Raw genomic sequence first — 23,810 nt, forward strand, 5'->3', positions numbered from 1 at the left:
GTGTGCGGCTGGGGGACCCCCGCCTCGTGCCGGGGTCGGGCCCGCACCCCGAGGGGTGCGGGCCCTTCCGCGTCACGAGGCGGGTGTCCCCGAGCCTCAGACGGCGAGCAGCTTGCGCACCCGGTCCGCGCCCACCGCCAGCAGCAGCGTGGGCAGCCGCGGCCCGGTCTCCCGGGTCACCAGGAGGCGGTACAGCAGGGCGAAGAACGTCCGCTGCGCGACCTTGAGCTCCGGCGTCGGCTTGGCGTCGGGCTCCAGGCCCGCCATGACCTTCGGCACGCCGTAGACCAGCGTGGTCAGCCCGTCCAGCGACCAGTGAGAGTCGAGCCCCTCCAGCAGCAGACGCAGCGATTCGCGTCCCTCGTCGTCCAGGGAGGACAGCAGCTCCGCGTCGGGCTCCTCGCGCACGAGGGTCCGCTGGTCGGCGGGGACCTGGGTGGTGATCCAGTTCTCCGCGCGGTCCAGGCGCGGCCGTACCTCGTCGAGCGAGGTGAGCGGCTTCTCCGGCTCCAGATCGCTCAGGATGCGCAGGGTCTGCTCGTCGTGCCCGGCGGTGATGTCGACGACGGACGCGAGCGTCCGGTACGGCATCGGCCGCGGGGTGCGCGGCAGCTCGCCGGCCGCGGTGCGCACGGCGCGGGTGTGCGCGGCGGCGTCGGCGGGCAGCACGGAGCCGTCGGCGACCTTGGCCTCCAGCTTGTCCCACTCGTCGTAGAGCCGCTGGATCTCCTGGTCGAAGGCGATCTTGAAGGACTGGTTCGGGCGGCGGCGCGCGTACAGCCAGCGCAGCAGCTGCGGCTCCATGATCTTCAGCGCGTCGGCCGGGGTCGGGACCCCGCCCTTGCTGGAGGACATCTTCGCCATGCCGCTGATGCCGACGAACGCGTACATCGGTCCGATCGGCTGCTCGCCGCCGAAGATGTGCACGATCTGGCCGCCGACCTGGAAGGACGAGCCGGGCGAGGAGTGGTCGACGCCGGAGGGCTCGAAGATCACGCCCTCGAAGGCCCAGCGCATCGGCCAGTCGACCTTCCAGACGAGCTTGCCGCGGTTGAACTCGCTGAGCTTGACCGTCTCGGTGAACTCGTCCTCGGTGCAGACGTAGGTCATCTCGGTCGTCTCGTCGTCGTACGAGGTGACCTTGGTGAAGTCCTTGCCGCACTCGCCGCAGTACGGCTTGTACGGGAAGTACCCGCCCTCGCCGGTGCTGCCGTCGTCCTCGGCGGCCGCGCCCGAGCCCTCGGCGGCCTCCAGCTCGGCCTCGTCGACCTGCTTCTGCTGGGGCTTCTTGCCGCCCGGCTTCTGCTTGGTGCGGTACTGGTCGAGGACCGCGTCGATGTCGCCGCGGTGCTTCATCGCGAACAGCACCTGCTCGCGGTAGGCGCCGGAGGTGTACTGCTCGGTCTGGCTGATCGGGTCGTACTCGACGCCCATCTCGGCCAGCGCCTCGACGAAGACGGCCTTGAAGTGCTCGGCCCAGTTCGGGTACGCCGACCCGGCCGGGGCGGGCACGGAGGTCAACGGGCGCCCGATGTGCTGGGCCCACGACTCGTCGATGCCCGGGACGCCCGCCGGCACCTTGCGGTACCGGTCGTAGTCGTCCCACGAGATGACGTGGCGGACCTCGATGCCCCGGCGGCGGATCTCGTCCGCGACCAGGTGCGGGGTCATGACCTCGCGGAGGTTGCCCAGGTGGATCGGGCCGGAGGGGGAGAGTCCGGACGCGACGACGACAGGTTTGCCGGGTGCTCGGCGCTCCGCCTCGGCGATGACCTCGTCCGCGAAACGGGAGACCCAGTCGGTCTCGGTGCTGCTCTGAGCCACGACACGTCCTTCTATCTCGAATGCTGGCTTCAGCCATTCTCCCAGACGGAACGGGCCACTCAGAGGTTGCTTCCGCCGCGGGATTCTCCCGAGAAACGAAGGGGCCCCGCGTGGGATACTCGGCACTTGTCGGAACAACCAAGTGCACCCACCGGCACAACCTCACAGGAACGGCAGCTCATGGCCTCGGTCCCTTCCCTCGCTTCTTCCGTCAATCAGCGCGTCGCCGACGCCCTGGCCTCGGCCCTGCCCGAGGCCGGTGGCGCCGACCCGCTGCTGCGACGAAGCGACCGGGCCGACTTCCAGGCCAACGGCATCCTGGCGCTCGCGAAGAAGGCCAAGGCCAACCCCCGCGAGCTGGCGACGACCGTGGTCGAAGGCATCCCGACCGGTGACCTGATCCAGGAGATCGAGGTCTCGGGCCCGGGCTTCCTCAACATCACCATCACCGACAGGGCGATCATCGAGACCCTCGCGGCGCGCGCCGGCGACGACCGCCTCGGCGTCCCGCTCGCGCAGAACCCCGGCACCACGGTGATCGACTACGCCCAGCCGAACGTCGCCAAGGAGATGCACGTCGGCCACCTGCGTTCCGCCGTGATCGGCGCCGCGATGGTCGAGATCCTGGAGTTCACGGGCGAGAAGGTGGTCCGGCGCCACCACATCGGCGACTGGGGCACCCAGTTCGGCATGCTCATCCAGTACCTGCTGGAGCACCCGCACGAGCTGGACCACAAGTCGGACGAGGTCTCCGGTGAGGAGGCCATGTCCAACCTGAACCGCTTGTACAAGGCCTCGCGCGCGCTCTTCGACTCCGACGAGGAGTTCAAGACGCGGGCCAGGGCCCGGGTGGTGGACCTCCAGGCCGGCGAGCCCGAGACGCTGGCGCTGTGGCAGCGGTTCGTGGACGAGTCGAAGATCTACTTCTACTCCGTCTTCAACAAGCTGGACATGGACATCCAGGACCCCGACGTGGTCGGCGAGTCGGGCTACAACGACATGCTCGTCGAGACGTGCAAGCTGCTGGAGGAGTCGGGCGTCGCCGTCCGCTCCAACGGCGCGCTGTGCGTGTTCTTCGACGACGTCAAGGGCCCGGACGGCAACCCGACCCCGCTGATCGTGCAGAAGTCGGACGGCGGCTTCGGCTACGCCGCCACCGACCTCTCCGCGATCCGCGACCGGGTCGGCGGGCTGAACGCGACCACCCTGATCTACGTGGTCGACGCGCGGCAGTCCCTGCACTTCAAGATGGTCTTCGAGACCGCGCGCCGGGCGGGCTGGCTGAACGACGACGTCAAGGCCGTCCAGCTGGCCTTCGGCACGGTCCTCGGCAAGGACGGCAAGCCGTTCAAGACCCGTGAGGGCGAGACGGTGCGGCTGGTGGACCTGCTGGACGAGGCCGTCGAGCGGGCCACGGCCGTCGTGCGCGAGAAGGCCGAGAAGGTGGGCCTGACCGAGGCGGAGATCGTGGAGAACGGCCAGTACGTCGGCATCGGCGCGGTGAAGTACGCCGACCTGTCGACCTCGGCCGCCCGGGACTACAAGTTCGACCTGGACCAGATGGTCTCGCTGAACGGCGACACCTCGGTGTACCTCCAGTACGCCTACGCCCGGATCAAGTCCATCCTGCGCAGGGCGGGCGACCGGGGGCCGGTCGCGCACCCGGAGCTGGAGCTGGCGCCGGCCGAGCGCGCGCTGGGCCTGCACCTGGACCACTTCGGCGAGCTCATCGCCGAGGCGGCCGCGGAGTACGCCCCGCACAAGGTGGCCGCGTACCTCTACCAGCTGTCCTCGCTGTTCACGACCTTCTACGACCAGTGCCCGGTCGTGAAGCCGGAGCCGGAGCTGGTCGTGGGCGAGAACCGGCTGTTCCTGTGCGACCTGACGGCCCGCACGCTCGCCAAGGGCATGGCCCTCCTCGGGATCCGGACGCCCGAGAAGCTCTGACGTCCGCGCATGCCCGTGCGCAGGCCCATGCGCATGCGTGCATCGGCCGTGTGAGGGGGCCTACGGGGAATGTTCTCCCCGTGGGCCCCCTCTCTTCCCACATGAAGACCACGACACGACTGCGCACGGGCCGGGCGGTGGCCTCGCTCCTCACCGTCGACGCGCTGCTCCACCTGTACTGGGCCACCGGCGCGACCTGGCCCGCCGCCGGCCCCCGGGCCCTGTCCCTCGCCGTCCTCGGCATCGAGACGTCCTTCGCCCCGTCCGCCGTACTCCCGCTGGCCGCCCTCCTCCTGACGGGCGCCACCGCCACCCTGGCCCGCGCCCACGGTCGCGGCGGCCGCCCGGCCCGCCTCGTCACCGCCGCCGTGGCCGCCGGTCTGACCGTACGCGGCCTCGCGGGCCTGGGCTGGGCCGCCGGACTCCTCGACAGCCCGCCGGACAGCCCCTTCCACGTCCTCAACCTCGCGCTCTACACGCCCGCTTGCCTGGGCTTCGGCTGGGCGGCCGCCCGGCTCGCTCTCACAGCCCCCGCTCACCCCGCTCACCCCGTTCACCCTGTTCACCCGAACGGCCCGATTCGGTCCGAACAGCCCGGGTAGGGGACGGCCCGTCCTTCCCCCCTCCGACGGGAGAGCCCCGTGCCCGACAAGAACGGCCCCTACAAGCCCGGCACCCCGTGCTGGATCGACCTGATGGTCCCCGACCAGCAGGCGGCCCTCGACTTCTACTGCGGCCTCTTCGGCTGGCAGGGCGAGATCGGGCCGCCCGAGCAGGGCGGGTACTCCGTCTGCACCCTCAAGGGCAAGCCGGTCGCCGGGATCATGAAGGCGATGAACCCGGACGGCAGCGTCCCCGACCCGATGCCGCCGACCGTGTGGACGACGTACCTGTCCACCGACGGACTCGATTCCACCCTGGAGGCCCTGAGCGGCGCGGGCGGCCAGGTCATGACGGGCCCGATGGACGTCATGGACCTCGGGCGGATGGCCGTGGCCGCCGACCCGACCGGTGCCGTCTTCGGCCTGTGGGAGGCGGGGACCTTCGACGGCGCGGGCATCGTCAACGAGCACGGCGCGCTGGTCTGGAACGAGCTCAGCACCGGCGACACCGACGCCGCCGCCGCGTTCTACGCGTCCGTCCTGCCCATCACCACGGCACCTTCCGTCATGGAAGGCGGCCCGAAGTACACGGAGTTCAAGGTCGGCGGCCGCTCGGTGGCCGGGATGATGGACCTGGGCAACCTGCCGCCCGGCACGCCCCCGAACTGGCTGCCGTACTTCCACGCCGACGACGTGGACGGCATCCAGGCCGCGACCGCCGAGGCGGGCGGCAAGGTCGTCGCACCCGCCTTCGACATGCCGGTGGGCCGCCTGGCCGTCCTCGCCGACCCGCAGGGCGCGCCGTTCGCGGTGATCACGGTGCGCGAACCGGAGCAGCCCGCCTGACCCCCTCACCCGGCGTCGGCCACCGCGGCTTCCCGCGGTGGCCGATTCCCGGTGCACGGCTCAACGGTTGAGGGGGTAGGAGTGCCGCCCCGTCGCCTCGTCGATCTCGCCGTGGGCCTTCTGCAGCATCTGCGACGCGAGATCCATGAGCGCGCGAGCGCCCGCGATCTCTTCCCCGACCCTCAGCTGCTCCGGGTCGGACGGGTGGCGCAAGGCATAGCCCCGCGCCCTGATCTCGGAGCCGTCCCCGAGCCTGACCAGGGCCGCCGCACTGGTGCGATGGCCCTCCTCGGTGAATTCGAGCTCGACATGCCACCCGACCAGCGTGGACATGGTGCATCACCTCCAGCGGGTCACCCTTCCCTCCAGGGTGCGCCCACGGGGGATACCGCGCGAGCGGGGACCGCGCGGGCGGGAACCCGGCGGCCCGCTCACGGCGCCTGGAGCAGACGGACGTCAGCGGGTCTCGCGCAGCCAGCCCGCGACCTCGGTCGCCCAGTACGTGAGGATCGTGTCGGCACCGGCCCGCTTGATGCCCAGCAGGGTCTCCAGGATCGCCCGGTCCCGCTCGATCCAGCCCTTCTCCGCCGCCGCCTCGATCATCGCGAACTCGCCGCTGATCTGGTAGGCGGCCACCGGGACGTCCACCGCCTGCGCCACCCGGTACAGGATGTCGAGGTAGGGACCGGCCGGCTTGACCATCACCATGTCGGCGCCCTCCTCAAGGTCCAGCGCCAGCTCGCGCATGGACTCCCGCGCGTTCGCCGAGTCCTGCTGGTACGTCTTGCGGTCGCCCTGGAGGGAGGAGGCCACAGCCTCCCGGAAGGGACCGTAGAAGGCGGACGAGTACTTCGCCGTGTACGCCAGGATCGAGACGTCCTCGTGCCCGGTCTCGTCCAGCGCGTCGCGGATGACGCCGACCTGCCCGTCCATCATCCCGCTCGGGCCCACCACGTGGACGCCCGCGTCGGCCTGGACCTGCGCCATCTCGGCGTACCGCTCCAGCGTCGCGTCGTTGTCGACCCGGCCGTCCGCGTCCAGGACCCCGCAGTGCCCGTGGTCCGTGTACTCGTCCAGGCACAGGTCCGACATGATCACCAGGTCGTCGCCGACCTCGGCCTTCACATCACGGATCGCGACCTGCAGGATCCCGTCCGGCTCGGTCCCCGCCGTGCCCAGCGCGTCCTTGTTCTCGTCCGCCGGAACCCCGAACAGCATGATCCCCGCGACCCCGGCCTCGACCGCCTCCACGGCGGCCTTGCGCAGCGTGTCCCGCGTGTGCTGCACGACGCCCGGCATCGCCGAGATCGCCAGGGGCTCGCTGATGCCCTCCCGCACGAACGCCGGAAGGATCAGGTCCGAGGGGTGCAGCCGGTTCTCCGCGACCATCCGCCGCATCGCCGGGGTGGTGCGCAGCCGCCGGGGCCGCGAGCCGGGGAAGGATCCGTACGTGCTCATTCGTCAGTCGCCTCTTCGAGCATCGAGAACAGTCAGAGCAAGCGTAGGGCCCGACCGCACCGCGTCGGGCCCGCGCCCCACCCCCCGACCGCCGGCGCGCCCGGCGCCACCCGCCCGGCCCGGTGTCCGCCCCGGTGTCCGGCTCCCGCTCCGGAGGGGCACCGCCCTCACTTCACTGCCCCACCGCTAGGTGGTACGGCGCCTGCGCGCCCCCGGCCGCCGCTCGCTCGGCCGGAACACCGTCTCGCCGGCCTCCTTGGCCGCCTCGCGGCGCGCCGCACCGTACTCGGCCAGCGCCTCCGCCAGCTTCGACACCGACGGCTCCGGCGACAGCACGTCCACGCGCAGCCCGTGCTCCTCCGCGGTCTTGGCCGTCGCCGGCCCGATGCACGCGATGACGGTCACGTTGTGCGGCTTCCCGGCGATGCCGACGAGGTTCCGCACGGTGCTCGACGACGTGAACAGCACGGCGTCGAAGCCGCCGCCCTTGATCGCCTCACGCGTGTCCGCCGGCGGCGGCGACGCGCGCACCGTCCGGTAGGCGGTGACGTCGTCGACCTCCCACCCGAGCTCGATCAGCCCGGCGACCAGCGTCTCGGTCGCGATGTCGGCGCGCGGCAGGAAGACGCGGTCGATCGGGTCGAAGACCGGGTCGTACGGGGGCCAGTCCTCCAGCAGACCGGCGGCGGACTGCTCCCCGCTCGGCACCAGGTCCGGCTTCACGCCGAACTCCACGAGCGCGGCCGCCGTCTGCTCGCCCACCGCGGCGACCTTGATCCCGGCGAACGCGCGCGCGTCGAGCCCGTACTCCTCGAACTTCTCCCGGACGGCCTTGACCGCGTTGACGCTGGTGAAGGCGATCCACTCGTACCGGCCCGTCACCAGGCCCTTCACGGCCCGCTCCATCTGCTGCGGGGTCCGCGGCGGTTCCACGGCGATGGTCGGCACCTCGTGGGGCACCGCGCCGTACGAGCGCAACTGGTCGGAGAGCGAGGCGGCCTGCTCCTTCGTGCGCGGCACGAGAACCCGCCAGCCGAACAGCGGCTTCGACTCGAACCAGGCCAGCTCCTCACGCCGCGCGGCGGCGCTGTGCTCACCGACCACGGCTATGACCGGCCGGGCGCCCTCGGGCGACGGGAGCACCTTGCCCTGCTTGAACACCTGGGCGATGGTGCCCAGCGTCGCGTTCCAGGTCCGCTGCCGCGTGGTCGTGCCGGCGACGGTCACGGTCAGCGGGGTGTCGGGCTTGCGCCCGGCGCCCACCAGCTCGGTGGCGGCGGCCGAGACCGTCTCCAGCGTCGCGGAGACGACCAGGATGCCGTCGCTCGCCCCCACCTCGCTCCAGCAGCGCGTGGACGCGGTCCTCGCGTCCACGAACCGCACGCCGTTGTCGTCGCCCCGCTTGTCCCGGAGCGGCACACCCGCGTACGCGGGCACGCCCACGGCCGTGGGGATGCCCGGGACCACCTCGAAGGGGATCCCCTCGGTGGCGCAGACGAGCATCTCCTCGGCCGTGTTCCCGTCGAGGCCGGGGTCACCGGTGACGGCACGCACGACCCGCCTGCCGGACCGTGCGGCCTCCATGACAAGATTGGCGGCATCTCGGATCACCGGGACCCCGGCGGCTGCTGACACTTCGTCAGCGACCGTCAGCTGCGGCGTGTCGACTCCCGCGCGCGCATGCGTCCGTACGACGTCGAGCACCTCGGGCTCGGCGATCAGTACGTCCGCGGCAGCGAGCGCCTCCACGGCGCGCAGCGTCAGCAGACCCGGGTCGCCAGGGCCGGCACCGAGGAAGGTGACGTGTCCGTGGGCGGCGACGACCGGAAAAGCGGAGGTGGTCGGACTTGAGGGGTTCAAAGCGATCGCTCCCCCATCAGACCGGCCGCGCCCTTGGCCAGCATCTCGTCCGCGAGTTCGCGGCCGAGCGCCATGGCCTCGTCGTACGACTGGGGCACGGGACCGGTGGTGGACAGCTGCACCAGCGTCGAGCCGTCGAGGGTTCCGACGACGCCGCGCAGGCGCATTTCATTGACAATCTGCCCGTCGGCCAAAAGGTCGGCGAACGCGCCCACGGGTGCGCTGCAGCCGGCCTCCAGGGCGGCGAGCAGGGAACGCTCCGCGGTCACGGCGGCCCGGGTGAACGGGTCGTCGAGCTCGCCGAGCGCGGCGATGAGGCCGGCGTCGGAGGCCCGGCACTCCACGGCCAGGGCTCCCTGGCCGGGGGCCGGCAGGACGCTGTCGACCGACAGCAGGTCGGTCGCCTCGTCACCGCGCCCGATCCGGTTGAGTCCGGCGGCCGCGAGGACGACGGCGTCGAGCTCGCCGTCCCGTACGAAACCGATCCGGGTGTCGACGTTGCCGCGGATCGGCACCGTCTCGATGCGCTTGCCGAGCGACAGCGCCAGGTGGTTGAGCTGGGCCGTGCGCCGCGGCGAACCGGTACCGATCCGGGCCCCGTCGGGCAGCTCCTCGAAGGTCAGGCCGTCGCGGGCGACGAGCGCGTCCCGCACGTCCTCGCGCCGCGGCATCGCCGCGATCACGAGGTCGTCGGGCTGCGTGGTCGGCAGGTCCTTCAGCGAGTGCACGGCGAAGTCGACCTCGCCGCGCAGCAGCGCGTCACGCAGGGCGGTGACGAACACGCCCGTCCCGCCGATCTGCGCGAGGTGCTCGCGCGACACGTCGCCGTAGGTCGTGATCTCCACGAGCTCGACGGGACGGCCGGTGACCGCCCGTACCGCCTCGGCGACATGGCCTGACTGGGACATGGCCAGCTTGCTGCGCCGCGTGCCGAGCCGCAGGGGCTGGTCGAGACGTGGGTTCATGATGCCCGTCCTGAGTCGTCGTTCTTGTCTGCCGCGTCGGCCCGGCTGACGGAGGCCACCGTCAGCGGGTCGAGATCGAAGAGTTCACGCAGCGCCTCCGCGTACCCGGCGCCGCCGGGCTCGCTCGCGAGCTGCTTGACGCGCACGGTCGGCGCGTGCAGGAGTTTGTCGACGACGCGGCGCACGGTCTGGGTGACCTCGGCCCGCTGCCGCTCGTCGAGATCGGGTACCCGCCCGTCGAGGCGCGCCACTTCCATGGCCACGACCTCGGCCGCCATGGCCCGCAGGGCGACGACGGTGGGCGTGATGTGCGCGGCCCGCTGGGCGGCGCCGAAGGCCGCCACCTCGCCGGCGACTATCGCGCGCACTGCGTCGACGTCGGCCGCCATCGGGGCGTCCGCGGACGCCTCCGCGAGCGACTCGATGTCCACGAGCCGCACGCCCGGGATCCGGTGCACGGCGGCGTCGATGTCCCGGGGCATGGCCAGGTCCAGCAGCGCGAGGCGCGCGGTCGCGCCGCCGGTGTGGGTACGGGTGCCGCGCCGGGGCTGCCGCTGGGCCGCGGCCTCGCCCTGGTCGGCCCAGGTCCCGTGCAGTTCCAGCGAGTTGGCGTCGACCCCGGTCAGCGCGGACCGCCCGTCGGGCCCCACGGGGCACCCGTCGGTCTCCGCGCCGGCCGCGATGGTCCGCGCTGCCCCGGCATCGGCCAGCCGGCCTCCGTCCCGGGCAGCGGCCACGAGCCTGGCCACGACCTCCGGGTCCACCCCCGCGGCGAGGCCGTCGGCCCCGCCCGGCGCCACCCGGGGAGCCGGGGAGGACGGGGGCGTGAGGTCGGGGGCAGCGTCCCAGGACACGGCGGCGAGCACGTCGTCGGCGGTCAGCACCAGCCCGGTGGCACCGGTGCAGGAGACGACCACATCGACTCGTGTCAGCTCGTCCGGCACCGAACCCATCGGCAGGGCCGAGGCCGCCACCCCGGTGCCCGAGGCAACCAGAATCTCGGCCAGCCGCTCCGCCCGCTCGGCGGTCCGGTTCGCGACCACGATCTCGGCGACGCCGACCCGCGCCAGCGTGGCCGCGGCCAGGGAGGACATCGACCCGGCGCCGATCACCAGCGCCCGCTTGCCGGCCGCCCATTCCGCCACGGGCGCGTGCACGGCGAGCTGCTCCAGCCCGAAGGTCACCAGCGACTGGCCCGCGCGGTCGATCCCCGTCTCGGAGTGCGCCCGCTTGCCGACCCGCAGCGCCTGCTGGAACAGGTCGTTGATCAGCCGCCCGGCCGTGTGCGTCTCCTGCCCCAGCGCCAGCGCGTCCTTGATCTGGCCGAGGATCTGACCCTCGCCCACGACCATCGAGTCCAGCCCGCACGCCACCGAGAACAGGTGGTGCACCGCACGGTCCTCGTAGTGCACGTACAGGTAAGGGGTGAGCTCCTCCAGCGCGACTCCGCTGTGCTGTGCGAGCAGCGTGGAGAGCTCCGCCACACCGGCGTGGAACTTGTCCACGTCCGCGTACAGCTCGATCCGGTTGCACGTGGCGAGCACCGCCGCCTCCGCCGCCGGCTCGGCGGCGAGGGTGTCGTGCAGCAGCTTCAGCTTCGCGTCAGCGGACAGCGAGGCGCGCTCCAGCACGCTCACGGGCGCGCTGCGGTGGCTCAGCCCTACGACCAGCACACTCATGCCGGCATCACCGCCGGCACGTCACCCTCGGGGTTGGTGCCCTTGCGCGCCTCGGCGGCGGCCCGGCCGGCCGGCGGCACGACGGCCGCGGCGGGGGCGGCGCCGCCCACGGTGGAACCGCCTTCGGCAGCGGCGGCCGCGGCTTCTTCGCCGGCCTTGCGCTGCTCGTGGAACGCCAGGATCTGCAGTTCGATCGACAGGTCGACCTTGCGCACGTCCACGCCCTCGGGCACGGAGAGCACGGTCGGGGCGAAGTTCAGGATGGAGGTGACACCGGCCGCGATCAGCCGCTCGCTCACCTGCTGCGCGGCGCCGGCCGGCGTCGCGATGACGCCGATCGAGACGCCGTTCTCCTCGATGATCTTTTCCAGCTCGTCGGTGTGCTGCACGGGGATCCCGGCCACCGGCTTTCCGGCCATCGCCGGGTCGGCGTCGATCAGCGCGGCCACGCGGAAGCCGCGCGACGCGAAACCGCCGTAGTTGGCCAGGGCGGCGCCGAGATTACCGATGCCGACGATGACGACCGGCCAGTCCTGGGTCAGGCCGAGCTCACGGGAGATCTGGTAGACGAGGTATTCGACGTCGTACCCGACGCCGCGCGTTCCGTAGGAACCGAGGTACGAGAAGTCCTTGCGCAGCTTCGCGGAGTTGACTCCGGCGGCGGCCGCGAGCTCCTCGGAGGACACCGTGGGGACCGATCGCTCGGAGAGCGCGGTGAGTGCGCGCAGGTACAGCGGAAGCCGGGCGACAGTGGCCTCGGGAATACCTCGGCTGCGGGTCGCCGGTCGGTGAGTTCGGCCAGTTGCCACGATGCTCCTGCGGGATGAGCGGGGCTGCAGGCGGTCACTTGTCCCAAGACCGCCCCGTCGACAGCAGGCTATGCCTTTGTGAACGCGTGCACAAAGATTGTGTCCGCTTTGTCCGAGCAAAGTGACCGGGGTCACGCAACTTCGACGCCCGGAGCGGGAACCGGCGCCACGCCGAACCCGTTCAAATCCCGAAGGGGGCAAAACCGTACACACTCCTCACAGATACGCCCCCGAGACCCCATAAATCGCCCATGATGGTAACCGGGAAGCGGTTCAGCCCCCCAACGCCCGCCGCAACCGGTCGGGGTTCACCCGCCAGAAGGTGTGCTGCTCGCCGTCCACCAGCACCACCGGAATCTGTTCCCAGTACAGCCGGTAGAGCTCCTCGTCCTGCGAGATGTCCTTCTTCTCCCACTGTGCGCCGGTCTCCGCGCAGACCTTCTCGATCACCTCCTGTGCGTCGTCACACAGATGGCACCCCGGCTTGCCGACGAGCGTCACCATCCGCTCCCCGGGACGCTTCTTTTCCTTGCGGCGCAACAAAGGGCTCATGCCCTCCATTCTCGCGCGCCCCTGCGTAACAGGAACGCCCCGAAGAGTTCACGCCTCCGCACCGCATCGGTTCGGGAACTCCCGAACACAGTGGCTATGCTCGCGTCATGGCCGCTCTGGGATGGCTCACCCCCCGTAGGCGCTCCGCCACCGCGCGGAGCGTGCTGGCAGGCGAGGCCTCGGCCGAAGCCGCCCGCAAGACAGCGCTGGCCGATGCCCCGCATCCGACCGGAACCGCCGAAGCGGAACCGGAAGGGGTACGGGACGAGGCGGCGGAAGAGGCAGCGGAAGCGCAAGAGGCGCCGCCCGAGCCGGAGTTCCCCGTCGCCGGCGACGACCTCGCCGCCGCCTTCTTCGACCTCGACAACACCGTCATGCAGGGCGCCGCGATCTTCCACTTCGGCCGCGGCCTCTACAAGCGCGAGTTCTTCCGCCGCCGCGAGCTCGCCCGCTTCGCCTGGCAGCAGGCCTGGTTCCGGCTGGCCGGGGTCGAAGACCCCGAGCACATGCAGGACGCCCGCGACAGCGCCCTGTCCATCGTCAAGGGCCACAAGGTCTGCGAACTGATGGCCATCGGCGAGGAGATCTACGACGAGTACATGGCCGAACGGATCTGGCCGGGCACCCGCGCCCTGGCCCAGGCCCACCTCGACGCCGGCCAGAAGGTGTGGCTCGTCACCGCCGCCCCCGTCGAGACCGCCACGATCATCGCCCGCAGGCTCGGCCTGACCGGGGCGCTGGGCACCGTCGCCGAATCCGTGGACGGCATCTACACCGGCCGCCTCGTCGGCGAACCCCTGCACGGCCCGGCCAAGGCCGAGGCCGTCCGCGCCCTGGCCGCCGCCGAGGGCCTGGAACTCGCCCGCTGTGCCGCCTACAGCGATTCGCACAACGACATCCCGATGCTGTCGCTGGTCGGGCATCCGTACGCGATCAATCCCGATACAAAACTGCGCAAGCATGCCCGGACCAACGACTGGCGGCTGCGCGACTATCGGACCGGCCGCAAGGCCGTGAAGGTCGGCGTCCCGGCCGCCGCCGGAGTCGGCGCGATCGCCGGCGGCGCGGCCGCCGCCATCGCCCTGCACCGCCGCCGCAAGTAGCCGCGCCGGGCCCTCCACCGGCGCCGCACAGGGCCCCACCGGCCCCGCGCCCGGCCCGCCCCGCCACCGCCCGCCTCCCGCCCGCCCGCCGCACGGCCGGGCCCCGGGGTAACCGCACGCCTCTGCCCGCGCCCGCGGCGCCGCGCTCCGGCCTGCCCGACCCGGTCGCGCTCCCCAACGGAAGCGTCCATTCCGTGTATCCAAGCGATCAAGAATCGATCACCAACTGCGACTGAATATGCCCTCGACGCGCAACAGAAGTGTCGGAACCGGTGATTTGAGCAACTGGGTGTAGCGCTGCCTGTACGAAGCGTTATTCTCCTCAAACGCATGCCACCGCCCATCTGTCGCCACGACGGGTGAACGGTCCCGCACTGCACGTGATGGAAGCTCTGCCTCTGGGAGTCCCGTGTACCCACCTGTCGGGGTTGACGCCTCGGGCCTGGCTACGCTGCGCGCAACGGTCCTCGACCACCTGCGTGGCTTCGTCCCCACCGCGTACGCCGTCCCCGCCTTCGCCGCTGCGGTCCCTGCCGGCCTCGGCCCGGCCGGTCCTTGCTACGCCCTGACCGACGGCGGAGCGACGGTGGGCAGACGAGGCCGCGCGGCCGGGGGCTCTGCCGGCGGCGCCGGCACGGGCACCCAGGCCACCACCCACCGCCGCCCCACCGCGGACAGCGACCAGGCCCGCATGATGGATCTGGTCGAACGCGCCCAGGCCGGCGAGGCCGAGGCCTTCGGCCGCCTCTACGACCAGTACAGCGACACGGTCTACCGCTACATCTACTACCGCGTCGGCGGCAAGGCGACGGCGGAGGACCTCACCAGCGAGACCTTTCTGCGCGCACTGCGGCGCATCTCGACCTTCACCTGGCAGGGCCGCGACTTCGGCGCCTGGCTCGTGACGATCGCCCGCAACCTGGTGGCGGACCACTTCAAATCCAGCCGCTTCCGGCTGGAGGTCACCACCGGCGAGATGCTCGACGCCAACGAGGTCGAGCGCAGCCCCGAGGACTCCGTCCTGGAGTCCCTCTCCAACGCGGCCCTGCTGGAAGCCGTGAAGAAACTCAATCCGCAGCAGCAGGAGTGCGTGACCCTGCGCTTCCTGCAGGGCCTCTCGGTCGCCGAGACGGCCCGGGTGATGGGAAAGAACGAGGGCGCCATCAAGACGCTCCAGTACAGGGCGGTCCGCACGCTGGCCCGCCTCCTCCCCGATGACGCCCGCTGACCCCGTTCAGACAACACGACTCACATACACCCGGTGACCCCTCGATGACGCTGTGGTCCGATCATCCTTCGTCCGTAACCCAAGTGCCGCGACGCTCGTTGTGCGGAATGCAGGCTCCCTGTGGACACGCCCTGCCCGAAGCCGCTCACTCGAAAGGGTGGACGTGCTCAAGGAAGGCAACCTTCCGGACACCTTGGGGAGTCGATCGTCATGACGAGAGGAGGTGCCGCCAGTGATCGCGAACGTGACTCCGCACCGGCGGGCGAACGCCTTCGCCCAGGCCCTGGAGGATCGGACCCCGTCCGACCCTTCGGAACCGGACCCGGCGGCCGAGCAGTCCGAGGCACCTGCCGAACCTGCCGACCACAACCGGTTGTTGGCCCTGGCGAGCGTGCTCGGCGAACGAATGCCGCGCCCGATGCTGGATCCAGAGGTCAAAGTGGTGCAGCGAGCCCAGCTCGTTGCCGCCATGGAGGCCATGGTGCTGGAGGAGAGGGCCGGGGGCGGTGCCGCCGCGGACCCTCAAGTGCCCGAACAGCGGACCGGCCGCGGCGCCCACCGGGCGACCTCGCTCCGGAACTTGCGGCCCCGCTCCCGCTGGTCCAAGGGCATCGCAGCGGGCGGCCTCACCGTCGGTGTGGCCGCGGGGGCCTTCAGCGGAGTGGCCGCTGCCAGTTCCGACGCCCTGCCCGGTGACCACCTCTACCCGGTGAAGCGCGGGGTGGAGGACCTGAAGCTCGGGCTGACCGACGACGATTCGGACCGGGGCGAGCTCTATCTCGACCAGGCCTCGAACCGCCTGTCGGAAGCCCGCAGGCTGATGGAGCGCGGGCGGGGCGGCAACGTGCTGGACCACGAGGTCCTGGGCGAGATCCGCCGAGCACTGGCGGGAATGAAGCACGACGCGGAGGAGGGCCACCGGCTCCTCCAGGCCGCGTACGAACGGGACGGCGAGATCGGCCCGATCCAGACGCTGTCCTCGTTCTCCCGCTCCCACCGCGACGCGTGGGGCAAGCTCCGGGAGAAGCTGCCCGCGCAGCTCACGGACGTGGGCGGTGAGGTGGAGTCGGTCTTCCAGGCCATAGACGAAGACGTGGCGCCGCTCCAGGGTCTGCTCCCCAAGACACCGGAGCAGACCCGGGGCACCGGCGCACCCGGCGCCTCGGCCAAGCCGGGCACCCCCAGCGGCAAACAGCAGTCCACGCCCGCGTCCGGCGCCCCGTCGGGCAGCCCCGCGCCGTCGCCCTCGGGCAGCAGCCGGCCCCCGTCCACGGGCGGTCTCCTGGGCGGTACGGGCGAGCTGCTGAACCCGCCCCAGGGTCAGTCGGCCCAGCCCTCCTCGGGCACTCCGGAGCTCCCGCAGCCGGACATCACCCTCCCGCCCCTGCTCCCGGGTCTCCTCCCGGGCCTGGGCCTCAACGCGGAGGACGCCGGGTAACAAGGCCGATGGGGCCGGGGTACCGCAAGAGCGGTACCCCGGCCCCATCGCGCCGTCTTCAGAAGAAGACGGACCGTCTCTGCACCAGCAGCTTGTACAGCGTGTGCTGGATCTGCTCCCGCACCTCGTCCGTCAGGTTGAACATCAGCATCGGGTCCTCCGCAGCCTCCGCCGCGTAGCCCTCGGTGGCGATCGGCTCACCGAACTGGATCGTCCACTTCGTCGGCAGCGGCACCGCGCCCAGCGGCCCCAGCCACGGGAACGTCGGCGTGATCGGGAAGTACGGGATCCCCAGCAGCCGCGCGAGCGTCTTCGCGTTGCCGACCATCGGGTAGATCTCCTCCGCCCCCACGATCGAGCACGGCACGATCGGCGTCCCCGCCCGCAGGGCCGTGGACACGAACCCGCCCCGCCCGAACCGCTGCAGCTTGTACCGGTCCCCGAACGGCTTCCCTATCCCCTTGAAGCCCTCCGGCATCACACCGACCAGCTCCCCGGCCTCCAGCAGCCGTTGCGCGTCCTCCGCGCACGCCAGGGTGTGACCGGCCTTGCGGGCCAGCTCGTTCACCACCGGCAGCATGAACACCAGATCCGCCGCCAGCAGCCGCAGGTGCCGCTGCGCCGGGTGGTGGTCGTGCACGGCGACCTGGAGCATCAGCCCGTCCAGCGGCAGCGTCCCCGAGTGGTTCGCCACGATCAGCGCACCGCCCTCCGCCGGGATGTTCTCGATGCCCTTGACCTCGACCCGGAAGTACTTGTCGTACAACGGCCGCATCAGGGACATCAGGACCTGGTCCGTCAGCTCCTTGTCGTAGCCGAACTCGTCGACCTCGTACTCCCCGGTGACCCGCCGCCGCAGGAACGCCAGCCCGCCGGCGATCCGCCGGTCCCAGCCGCCCGGGGACCCCGCCCCGGCCGGCTCCGCAGCGGCCGGCGGGGCCACCGGCTCCGGAGCGGGCACCGCCCGCACCCTGCGCGGCGCCCGCCGCCGCGACCGGTCCTCGTCGAACGGAATGACCTTGGCATCCGCCACTATCGCTTCGCTCCTTCAGCCGCGTCGACGTACGTCTCCAAGCCGTCTGCCTTCAGCATGGCAGCCACCCGGTCCACGGCCCGCCCCACCCGCTCCGGCGGCAGCAGCCCGCTCCCGCGGCTGCGCGCGAAGTCCGCGAACGTCTCGGCGGTCGTGTACATGGGCTCGAAACCGAGCACTTCCCGCATCTGCGACGTCTCCACGACGCGGCCGTGCGTGAGGAGCCTTATCTGCTCCGGCGAGAAGTCCGTGACACCGACCGTCCGCAGCGCCGACCCCACCCACGTCACGGCGGGCAGCAAGAGCGGCAGCGTGGGCCGCCCCAGCCGCCGCGAGCACTGCGACAGCAGCAGTACGCCGTCACCCGCGATGTTGAAGGTCCCGCTGTTCAGCGTCCCCCGCCGCGGCTCCCGCGCCGCCAGCCCCAGCACGTCGAGCACGTCGTCCTCGTGGACGAACTGCAGCCGCGGGTCGTAGCCCAGCACGGTCGGCATCACGGGGATCGAGAAGTACTCGGCGAGCGCCGAGTCCGCGAAGGGTCCCAGGATGTTCGCGAACCGCAGCACGCACACCGCGACGTCCGGCCGCCTGCGCGCGAAGCCCCGTACGTACCCCTCGACCTCGGCGGCGTCCTTGGCGAAGCCGCCCGCCGGCAGCGACTTGGGCTGCGTGGTCTCGGTGAAGACGGCCGGATCCCGCGAGGTGCCCCCGTACACGCTGGTACTGGACTTCACCACGAGCCGTCGCACCGTCGGTGACTTCTGGCAGGCCCCGAGGAGCTGCATCGTCCCGATGACGTTCGTTTCCTTGACGGTGCTGTGCGCACCGCCGGTTCTTCCCCCGGTGACCGCCAGGTGGACCACCGTGTCCACGGCGTGCTCGGCCAGCACGCGGGCGATCGCCGACTGTCTGATGTCCGTACGGACGAACTCCGCCGATCCGAGCCGGTGCGGCGGTGTCACCGCGTCGACCGCGATCACCCGCTCGACCTCCGGGTCACGCTGGATGCGGCGCACGAAGCGGCCCCCCAGCTGCCGGGCAGCCCCGGTGACCAGTACGACCTTCCCCACGAGCTCAGCGCCTCCCTAGATGGAGCAACCGTCTCCGGCTGCACCGCAGCCCCCCCACCAGGATGGTGGAGGGGCTGCGGAGAACACGTACAGCTGCCGTTTACTTCTTGTTACGACGCTGGACGCGGGTGCGCTTGAGCAGCTTGCGGTGCTTCTTCTTAGCCATCCGCTTGCGCCGCTTCTTGATAACAGAGCCCACGACTACCCTCGCTCACTTCTCTTCATTCGGTGCGGGGCGTCGGGGCCCACACGACCTACGTCGGCCTAGCCTACCGTCCCGAGCTCTGAGCTTGTAATCCGAGGGCGCGCCGCGGTCAGTCTCAGGCCGACTCCACCCCCACATAGGACTCTCGGAGGTACTCGTGAACCGCATTTTCGGGGACCCGGAAGGACCGGCCCACCCGGATTGCGGGCAGATGCCCGTTGTGCACCAGCCGGTACACGGTCATCTTCGACACTCGCATCACCGAGGCGACCTCCGCCACGGTCAGGAACTGAACCTCACTGAGAGGCCTCTCGCCAGCAGCCATGACACACCTTGACCTTCCGCGCATGACGGGCACCGGCTTCCCCTCCGGTTACTCCTCGTCGTCGCACGCTCACTCCCCAGAGTAGGGGCGCGTGATACGAGTGGGGAAGAGGAGCTACGGCCACTCCTTTCACCCCGACAGACGCGCCCGATTGAGTACATAGCGAGCAAGCGGTCGGTAGTGGTCCGCACGCACCGCGTCATCAAGCGGAACGGCCACCGCCACCCGCCCCTCGGCCTCGCCGACGAACAGCGCGGGATCGTCCGTATCCGCCAGCCCGATCGCCTCCACACCCAGCTGACCTGCGCCGCAGACCCATCCGTGGTCCCCCACCACCAGCTCCGGCAACGGCCCGCCGGCCTCCGCGAGGGCACCCAGAGCGATCCGAACCGGCAGGGGTGAATGGGAGTGTGCGCCGGTCACACTCCCCGCCGGCCGCACGCCGGGTTCCCGCACCAGTGCGACCCCCCGTACGTAATCGATGGCGTACGTGCGTACGCCGAACCGGGTCGCCATGTCGACACTCACCCCCTGCGCCGGGGTGAGGACGACACATCCCGCCGCCGACATCGCCTCGGCCAACCCGGCGTAGAAACCCAGGAGCCGATGGGGGTGACCCGTCCCGAACAACACCGGGGACCGCGCCCCGGCCGCCATGCGCAGCCGCCCGGCGAAGGCCTCCAGCGCCGCCAGCGTCAGCTCCGGATCGATCACGTCCGGCCCGCTGACGTGCGCGGGGTCCGCCGAGACCCCGCACTTGTCCGCCATCAGCCCCAGCAGGTCACGCTCGCCCCAGCCCCGCTCCGGATCCAGCCCGAGCAGCACCCGCGGATCGCGCGCCGCGAACAGCCGGTAGCTGCGCAGGCTCTCCTCCCGGGAGGTGGCGATCGGCCCGGCCAACCGGGCGGCCAGCAGATGCGCACGCAGCGCGGCGGTGCTCAACACCCTCCGATGCTGCCTCAACGAAACTGGTGGATCATCAGTTCCGGTGAACAGCCCCACGGTCGGCGTAACGACCCGTCGTCAGGTCAGCATGCCGCGCAGCGGGAACACCGCCCGCCGGGTCGCCAGCACGGCTTGATCCGTGCGGTCCGCCGGGTCGTACCCCGCGTCCCAGTCCCGCCACGACACCGTCCGCCCGTCCGTCATCCGGCCCGGCGCCAGCGCCCGCGTCCGCGCGTACACCTCGTCCCGCCACGAGGCCGGCACGGCCGCCTCCGGATCCACGGGCCGGTGCGCGGCGATCCCCACCAGGTGCGTCCACGAGCGCGGCACGACGTCCACCACCGCGTACCCGCCGCCGCCCAGCGCCAGCCACCGCCCGTCCGCATACTCGTGCGCGAGCCGGTGACAGGCCTCCTGCACGGCCCGCTGGGCGTCCAGGGACACCGCCAGATGCGCCAGCGGGTCCTCGAAGTGCGTGTCCGCCCCGTGCTGGGTCACCAGCACCTGCGGCCGGAAGTCCGCCAGCAGCTCCGGCACGACCCCGTGGAAGGCCCGCAGCCACCCCTCGTCCCCGGTCCCCGCGGGCAGCGCGACGTTCACCGCCGACCCCTCGGCCGCCGGCCCTCCCGTCTCCTGCGGCCAGCCGGTCTGCGGGAACAGCGTCCGCGGATGCTCGTGCACGGAGACGGTCAGCACCCGAGGGTCGTCCCAGAACGCCGCCTGTACGCCGTCCCCGTGATGGACGTCCACATCCACGTACGCGACCCGCTCCGCCCCCAGCTCCAGCAGCCGCGCGACGGCCAGGGCGGCGTCGTTGTACACGCAGAAGCCGGCCGCGCCGCCCGGCATGGCGTGGTGCAGCCCGCCGGCGAAGTTCACGGCGTGCTCGGCCTCACCGCGCCAGACCGCCTCCGCCCCCGCCACCGACTGCCCTGCGATCAGCGCCGAAGCCTCGTGCATGCCGTGGAAGGCGGGATCGTCCACGGTTCCCAGCCCGTACGAGCCGTCGGCGACCCCGGGGTCCGCGGACACCTCGCGCACCGCGGCGACGTAGTCCTCCCGGTGGACCAGCTTCAGCGTCGAGTCCCCGGCCGCGCGGGCCGCCCGTACCTCCATGACCCGGTCCAGCCCGAAGGCGCGTACCAGGCCCATGGTCAGCGCCAGACGCACCGGATCCATCGGATGGCTGGGCCCGAAGTCATACTTCGTTACCGCCTCGTCCCACATCAACAACCCGCGGCCGCTCATGCCCGACACCGTAGCGGGCCGCCCGCGGTCCGAACGAGCCGGCGTGGAACAGAGTGATCATGACGAGAACCATCGGCACGAGCATCGCGCCCCGGTAGCTCCAGGCGTCCCCGATCCCGCCGACGAGCGGCGACCCGATCAGGAACCCGACGTAGTTGAAGATGTTCAGCCGGGCGACGGCGGTGTCCGACGCCCCCGGGAAGAGCCTCCCCGCGGCGGCGAAGGTCTGCGGCACGATCACGCACAGCCCGATCCCCAGCAGCGTGAAGCCGAGCATCCCCGCCCACGCGCCCGGAGCGGCCGCCACGACCGCGAAACCGGAGGCCGCGACCACCGTCCCGCCCCGTACGACGGCCGCGGCCCCGAAGCGCCGCACGCCCAGGTCCCCGACGGCCCGCCCGAGGAGGGTGGTCACCATGTAGACGTTGTACGGGACGGTCGCCAACTGCTCGGAGCTCCCCAGCACGTCCTGCAGGTACTTCGCACTCCAGTTCGCCACCGTCGAGTCGCCGATGTACGCGCACGCCATCACCAGGCAGAGCGGCAACAGCAGCTTGCCACCGCCCGTGCCCAGCCCCTTCTCCTGGCCCGCGCCGGAAGGGGTGACGACGTAGTCGCGGCTCGCCCACAGCACGAGCGGCAGCAACAGGGCCACGACGGGCAGATAGGAGAGGAACAGGTCCAGATGCCAGTGCGCCCCGGCCCACGCGGCCGAGGCCCCCAGGATCCCGCCGAGGCTGTACGCGGCGTGGAAACCCAGCATGATGCTGCGCCGGTACGCCCGCTGCAGGCTGACCCCGATCATGTTCATCGAGGCGTCCAGCGCACCGACCGAAAGCCCGAACGCCCCCAGGGCCAGGGCCACGTGCCACATCCGGCTGCCGGCCCCGACCCCCAGCAGGGACAGCAGCACCAGAGGCTGCGCCCACCTGAGCACCGCGCTGGGCGCCACCCGCTTCACGAGGTGCTCGGTGGCGACGCTCGCCGCGCCGGCGAGGACCGGCACGGCGGCGAGGAAGGCGGGCAGCAGCCCGTCGGATATCCCGTACCGGTCCTGGATGGCCGGAATCCGCGTCACGAGCAGGGCGAAGGCGACACCCTGCGCGAAGAAGCTGAACCCCAGAGCACCCCGCCCGCGCCGCAGCCGCAGCCGCAGCCGCACATCATCCGTCATGGCGGGTCAGCGTAGGCCCCGGGGCTACCGGGGGGTAGAGCGATCACACGGGCAGTTGCAGAAGTCCCGGCAGCTGCTTCATGTCCCCGAAGTACGCGGTGGCCCCGCCGAGCTGCTCGGCGGGCACCATCGAGGTGAACGCGAACACGTCCATGCCCGCGGCGAGCGCGGCCCGCACGCCGAGCGGGCTGTCCTCGACGACGACGCACCGCGCGGGTTCCACCCCCATCGACCGAGCCGCGTGCAGGAACAGATCGGGCGAGGGCTTCCCCTGGCCGACATCCTGGGAGCTGAAGATCCACTCCTCCTCGAACCACCCGTCGAGCCCGGCCGCGCGATGTCCGACCCGGATCCGCTCGTGGCTCCCGGAGGAGGCCAGGCAGTACCCGATCCCGTTCGCGGTGAGTGCCCCGAGCACCTCCTCCACGCCCGGGACGGGCTTCAGCTCCCGCTCGAACGCGGCGAAGGTGCGCGCGTACAGCTCCTCGTCGAAGTCGTCCGGCAGCCTCTCCCCGGTCCGCTCCAGGACGAGGTCGTGCACCCGGTGCACGGCCGCCCCCATGTAGTCGCGGAGCGACTCCTCGTAGGAGGTCGGGTGCCCCAGCTCGCTCAGGTACCCGGCGAGGATGCTGTTGGCGAGCGGCTCGCTGTCCACCAGCACGCCGTCGTTGTCGAAGATGACGAGGTCATAGCCCATGCCCCAACCCTACGAGCCGTCAGGCCAGATCCATCTGGACCCCATGCCGGGCATCCGCAGGACACGCAAAGATCCTCAGCTCACCCGACCGGCCGACGTCGACGCCCGTCACGTCGCCGCTGGACACCGTGAACAGCAGCTCCGCCCGGGCATCGCAGGTGCCACAGCGGATCTCACGGGGATCGGTGATCGACCACCGGGGGTGCCCGCCGATCTTCCACACGTCGTAGCGGCTGACGGGCCGGTCCACGTCGTCGGCCACCGACTCGATCGACACGGTGCACCGATGCGGCACGAGTCCCTCTTCGTGACGCCCGTGACCGCTTCGATCCCCGGGTCCGACATCCGGCGCCACGACCTCTGCGGCCAGCCTCCAGCGCACTTCCACCGTCGGAGCCCCTTCGGCCTGGTTCTGCTGGGCCTCCCAGTGCTCGTTGGGGCACCAGAGAATCTGCAGCAGGTCCATGCCGCCCGGCCACCATTCACCGGGCACGTCGCGCCGGTAGACCTGGACGACGGGCACCATGGCGACGGCCGGCTCCCCGGAGGGCTCCTGCTCGTCCGGGACCGAACACGTGGGCCACGCTTCACCGGCCGGCCACAGCAGCGGTCCGCCTATGGAGGTGTCCCGGTGTCCGGGATGACCGCGCTCGGGCAGGAGAAGAACCGCGTCTCGTTCATTCGGCATGTCCAGACCCTAAACGCGGGTCCTGAACGCAGAAAAGCCCCGCACCGGACCCCGGAGGGTCTGGTGCGGGGCTTCCGCAATGATTGTTCGGCGGCGTCCTACTCTCCCACAGGG

At 71.4% G+C, this 23,810-nt stretch carries 23 protein-coding genes; 6 read left to right on the plus strand and 17 right to left on the minus strand.

Features of this window, described 5'->3' with window-relative positions:
- Positions 1–96 precede the first annotated feature (96 nt).
- A complete protein-coding gene (gene lysS, locus ACFCZ1_RS36790; RefSeq protein ID WP_376682657.1) occupies positions 97–1,824 on the minus strand; it encodes a lysine--tRNA ligase in 1,728 nt (575 codons plus the stop codon).
- Positions 1,825–2,004: 180 nt separating this feature from the next.
- Here lysS and argS point away from each other — a divergent pair, with 180 nt between their 5' ends.
- The 3 genes from argS to ACFCZ1_RS36805 all read left to right on the plus strand — a co-directional run bounded on the left by argS (position 2,005) and on the right by ACFCZ1_RS36805 (position 5,219).
- A complete protein-coding gene (gene argS / locus ACFCZ1_RS36795; RefSeq protein ID WP_376682658.1) occupies positions 2,005–3,771 on the plus strand; it encodes an arginine--tRNA ligase in 1,767 nt (588 codons plus the stop codon).
- A 101-nt stretch (positions 3,772–3,872) separates the two neighbouring features.
- The gene (locus tag ACFCZ1_RS36800; protein WP_376682659.1) at positions 3,873–4,373 is read left to right on the plus strand and encodes a DUF3995 domain-containing protein; all 501 of its coding nucleotides are present in this window, start codon (positions 3,873–3,875) and stop codon (positions 4,371–4,373) included.
- Positions 4,374–4,412: 39 nt separating this feature from the next.
- Complete coding sequence (locus ACFCZ1_RS36805; protein WP_376682660.1) at positions 4,413–5,219, plus strand: VOC family protein; 807 nt, start codon at positions 4,413–4,415, stop codon at positions 5,217–5,219.
- Between the two features lie 60 nt (positions 5,220–5,279).
- On the opposite strand, the gene ACFCZ1_RS36810 is transcribed toward ACFCZ1_RS36805, so the two are convergent.
- From ACFCZ1_RS36810 to ACFCZ1_RS36840, 7 genes are all read right to left on the minus strand, one after another.
- The gene (locus ACFCZ1_RS36810; protein WP_376682661.1) at positions 5,280–5,552 is read right to left on the minus strand and encodes a DUF1876 domain-containing protein; all 273 of its coding nucleotides are present in this window, start codon (positions 5,550–5,552) and stop codon (positions 5,280–5,282) included.
- Between the two features lie 123 nt (positions 5,553–5,675).
- Positions 5,676–6,677: a porphobilinogen synthase gene (gene hemB / locus ACFCZ1_RS36815; RefSeq protein WP_376682662.1), complete on the minus strand. Its 1,002-nt coding sequence runs from the start codon at positions 6,675–6,677 to the stop codon at positions 5,676–5,678.
- A gap of 186 nt (positions 6,678–6,863) precedes the next feature.
- The gene (locus ACFCZ1_RS36820) at positions 6,864–8,537 is read right to left on the minus strand and encodes a uroporphyrinogen-III synthase (protein WP_376682663.1); all 1,674 of its coding nucleotides are present in this window, start codon (positions 8,535–8,537) and stop codon (positions 6,864–6,866) included.
- On the minus strand, positions 8,534–9,502 hold the full coding sequence (gene hemC, locus ACFCZ1_RS36825; protein ID WP_376682664.1) for a hydroxymethylbilane synthase: 969 nt from the start codon (positions 9,500–9,502) through the stop codon (positions 8,534–8,536). Before hemC ends, ACFCZ1_RS36820 begins: the two co-directional genes overlap by 4 nt.
- Positions 9,499–11,181, minus strand: coding sequence for a glutamyl-tRNA reductase (locus tag ACFCZ1_RS36830; RefSeq protein ID WP_376682665.1), 1,683 nt, complete (start codon positions 11,179–11,181; stop codon positions 9,499–9,501). The genes hemC and ACFCZ1_RS36830 overlap by 4 nt, the downstream gene beginning before the upstream one ends.
- Positions 11,178–11,990, minus strand: a complete 813-nt coding sequence (locus ACFCZ1_RS36835) for a redox-sensing transcriptional repressor Rex (protein ID WP_376682666.1) — start codon at positions 11,988–11,990, stop codon at positions 11,178–11,180. Before ACFCZ1_RS36835 ends, ACFCZ1_RS36830 begins: the two co-directional genes overlap by 4 nt.
- A 273-nt stretch (positions 11,991–12,263) precedes the next feature.
- Positions 12,264–12,551, minus strand: coding sequence for a glutaredoxin family protein (locus ACFCZ1_RS36840; protein WP_376682667.1), 288 nt, complete (start codon positions 12,549–12,551; stop codon positions 12,264–12,266).
- 98 nt (positions 12,552–12,649) lie between these two features.
- Between ACFCZ1_RS36840 and ACFCZ1_RS36845 the strand changes: the two genes are divergently transcribed.
- From ACFCZ1_RS36845 to ACFCZ1_RS36855, 3 genes are all read left to right on the plus strand, one after another.
- Positions 12,650–13,645, plus strand: coding sequence for an HAD family hydrolase (locus tag ACFCZ1_RS36845; RefSeq protein ID WP_376682668.1), 996 nt, complete (start codon positions 12,650–12,652; stop codon positions 13,643–13,645).
- A 409-nt stretch (positions 13,646–14,054) separates the two neighbouring features.
- Positions 14,055–14,873: an ECF subfamily RNA polymerase sigma factor, BldN family gene (locus ACFCZ1_RS36850; RefSeq protein WP_376682669.1), complete on the plus strand. Its 819-nt coding sequence runs from the start codon at positions 14,055–14,057 to the stop codon at positions 14,871–14,873.
- A 232-nt stretch (positions 14,874–15,105) separates the two neighbouring features.
- Positions 15,106–16,311: a DUF5667 domain-containing protein gene (locus ACFCZ1_RS36855; RefSeq protein ID WP_376682670.1), complete on the plus strand. Its 1,206-nt coding sequence runs from the start codon at positions 15,106–15,108 to the stop codon at positions 16,309–16,311.
- A gap of 58 nt (positions 16,312–16,369) precedes the next feature.
- On the opposite strand, the gene ACFCZ1_RS36860 is transcribed toward ACFCZ1_RS36855, so the two are convergent.
- The 9 genes from ACFCZ1_RS36860 to ACFCZ1_RS36900 form a co-directional block, all read right to left on the minus strand.
- A complete protein-coding gene (locus ACFCZ1_RS36860) occupies positions 16,370–17,344 on the minus strand; it encodes a lysophospholipid acyltransferase family protein (RefSeq protein WP_376682671.1) in 975 nt (324 codons plus the stop codon).
- Positions 17,344–18,414, minus strand: a complete 1,071-nt coding sequence (locus tag ACFCZ1_RS36865; RefSeq protein WP_376682672.1) for an NAD-dependent epimerase/dehydratase family protein — start codon at positions 18,412–18,414, stop codon at positions 17,344–17,346. The genes ACFCZ1_RS36860 and ACFCZ1_RS36865 overlap by 1 nt, the downstream gene beginning before the upstream one ends.
- A 100-nt stretch (positions 18,415–18,514) precedes the next feature.
- Positions 18,515–18,613: a 30S ribosomal protein bS22 gene (locus ACFCZ1_RS36870; RefSeq protein ID WP_003948845.1), complete on the minus strand. Its 99-nt coding sequence runs from the start codon at positions 18,611–18,613 to the stop codon at positions 18,515–18,517.
- 121 nt (positions 18,614–18,734) lie between these two features.
- Positions 18,735–18,944, minus strand: a complete 210-nt coding sequence (locus ACFCZ1_RS36875; RefSeq protein WP_008738568.1) for a helix-turn-helix domain-containing protein — start codon at positions 18,942–18,944, stop codon at positions 18,735–18,737.
- 129 nt (positions 18,945–19,073) lie between these two features.
- Positions 19,074–19,889 (minus strand): phosphatase, encoded by an 816-nt coding sequence (locus ACFCZ1_RS36880; RefSeq protein ID WP_376682673.1) that lies wholly within the window; start codon positions 19,887–19,889, stop codon positions 19,074–19,076.
- Between the two features lie 78 nt (positions 19,890–19,967).
- Positions 19,968–21,137 (minus strand): acetoin utilization protein AcuC, encoded by a 1,170-nt coding sequence (locus ACFCZ1_RS36885; RefSeq protein ID WP_376682674.1) that lies wholly within the window; start codon positions 21,135–21,137, stop codon positions 19,968–19,970.
- Positions 21,088–22,311, minus strand: coding sequence for an MFS transporter (locus tag ACFCZ1_RS36890; protein ID WP_376682675.1), 1,224 nt, complete (start codon positions 22,309–22,311; stop codon positions 21,088–21,090). Before ACFCZ1_RS36890 ends, ACFCZ1_RS36885 begins: the two co-directional genes overlap by 50 nt.
- 43 nt (positions 22,312–22,354) lie before the next feature.
- Positions 22,355–23,008, minus strand: a complete 654-nt coding sequence (locus ACFCZ1_RS36895; RefSeq protein ID WP_376682676.1) for an HAD family hydrolase — start codon at positions 23,006–23,008, stop codon at positions 22,355–22,357.
- 19 nt (positions 23,009–23,027) lie between these two features.
- Complete coding sequence (locus ACFCZ1_RS36900; protein WP_376682677.1) at positions 23,028–23,534, minus strand: hypothetical protein; 507 nt, start codon at positions 23,532–23,534, stop codon at positions 23,028–23,030.
- Positions 23,535–23,810: the final 276 nt, after the last annotated feature.

This window comes from Streptomyces sp. NPDC056224 (assembly GCF_042267665.1).
Taxonomy (GTDB): Bacteria; Actinomycetota; Actinomycetes; order Streptomycetales; family Streptomycetaceae; genus Streptomyces.

Coding starts and splice junctions, on each gene's coding strand:
- argS (WP_376682658.1), top strand. CDS start 2,005: ATGGCCTCGGTCCCTTCCCTCGCTTCTTCCGTCAATCAGCGCGTCGCC.
- ACFCZ1_RS36800 (WP_376682659.1), top strand. CDS start 3,873: ATGAAGACCACGACACGACTGCGCACGGGCCGGGCGGTGGCCTCGCTC.
- ACFCZ1_RS36810 (WP_376682661.1), bottom strand. CDS start 5,552: ATGTCCACGCTGGTCGGGTGGCATGTCGAGCTCGAATTCACCGAGGAG.
- hemB (WP_376682662.1), bottom strand. CDS start 6,677: ATGAGCACGTACGGATCCTTCCCCGGCTCGCGGCCCCGGCGGCTGCGC.
- hemC (WP_376682664.1), bottom strand. CDS start 9,502: ATGAACCCACGTCTCGACCAGCCCCTGCGGCTCGGCACGCGGCGCAGC.
- ACFCZ1_RS36830 (WP_376682665.1), bottom strand. CDS start 11,181: ATGAGTGTGCTGGTCGTAGGGCTGAGCCACCGCAGCGCGCCCGTGAGC.
- ACFCZ1_RS36840 (WP_376682667.1), bottom strand. CDS start 12,551: ATGGAGGGCATGAGCCCTTTGTTGCGCCGCAAGGAAAAGAAGCGTCCC.
- ACFCZ1_RS36845 (WP_376682668.1), top strand. CDS start 12,650: ATGGCCGCTCTGGGATGGCTCACCCCCCGTAGGCGCTCCGCCACCGCG.
- ACFCZ1_RS36875 (WP_008738568.1), bottom strand. CDS start 18,944: ATGGCTGCTGGCGAGAGGCCTCTCAGTGAGGTTCAGTTCCTGACCGTG.
- ACFCZ1_RS36885 (WP_376682674.1), bottom strand. CDS start 21,137: ATGAGCGGCCGCGGGTTGTTGATGTGGGACGAGGCGGTAACGAAGTAT.
- ACFCZ1_RS36890 (WP_376682675.1), bottom strand. CDS start 22,311: ATGACGGATGATGTGCGGCTGCGGCTGCGGCTGCGGCGCGGGCGGGGT.
- ACFCZ1_RS36895 (WP_376682676.1), bottom strand. CDS start 23,008: ATGGGCTATGACCTCGTCATCTTCGACAACGACGGCGTGCTGGTGGAC.
- ACFCZ1_RS36900 (WP_376682677.1), bottom strand. CDS start 23,534: ATGGTGCCCGTCGTCCAGGTCTACCGGCGCGACGTGCCCGGTGAATGG.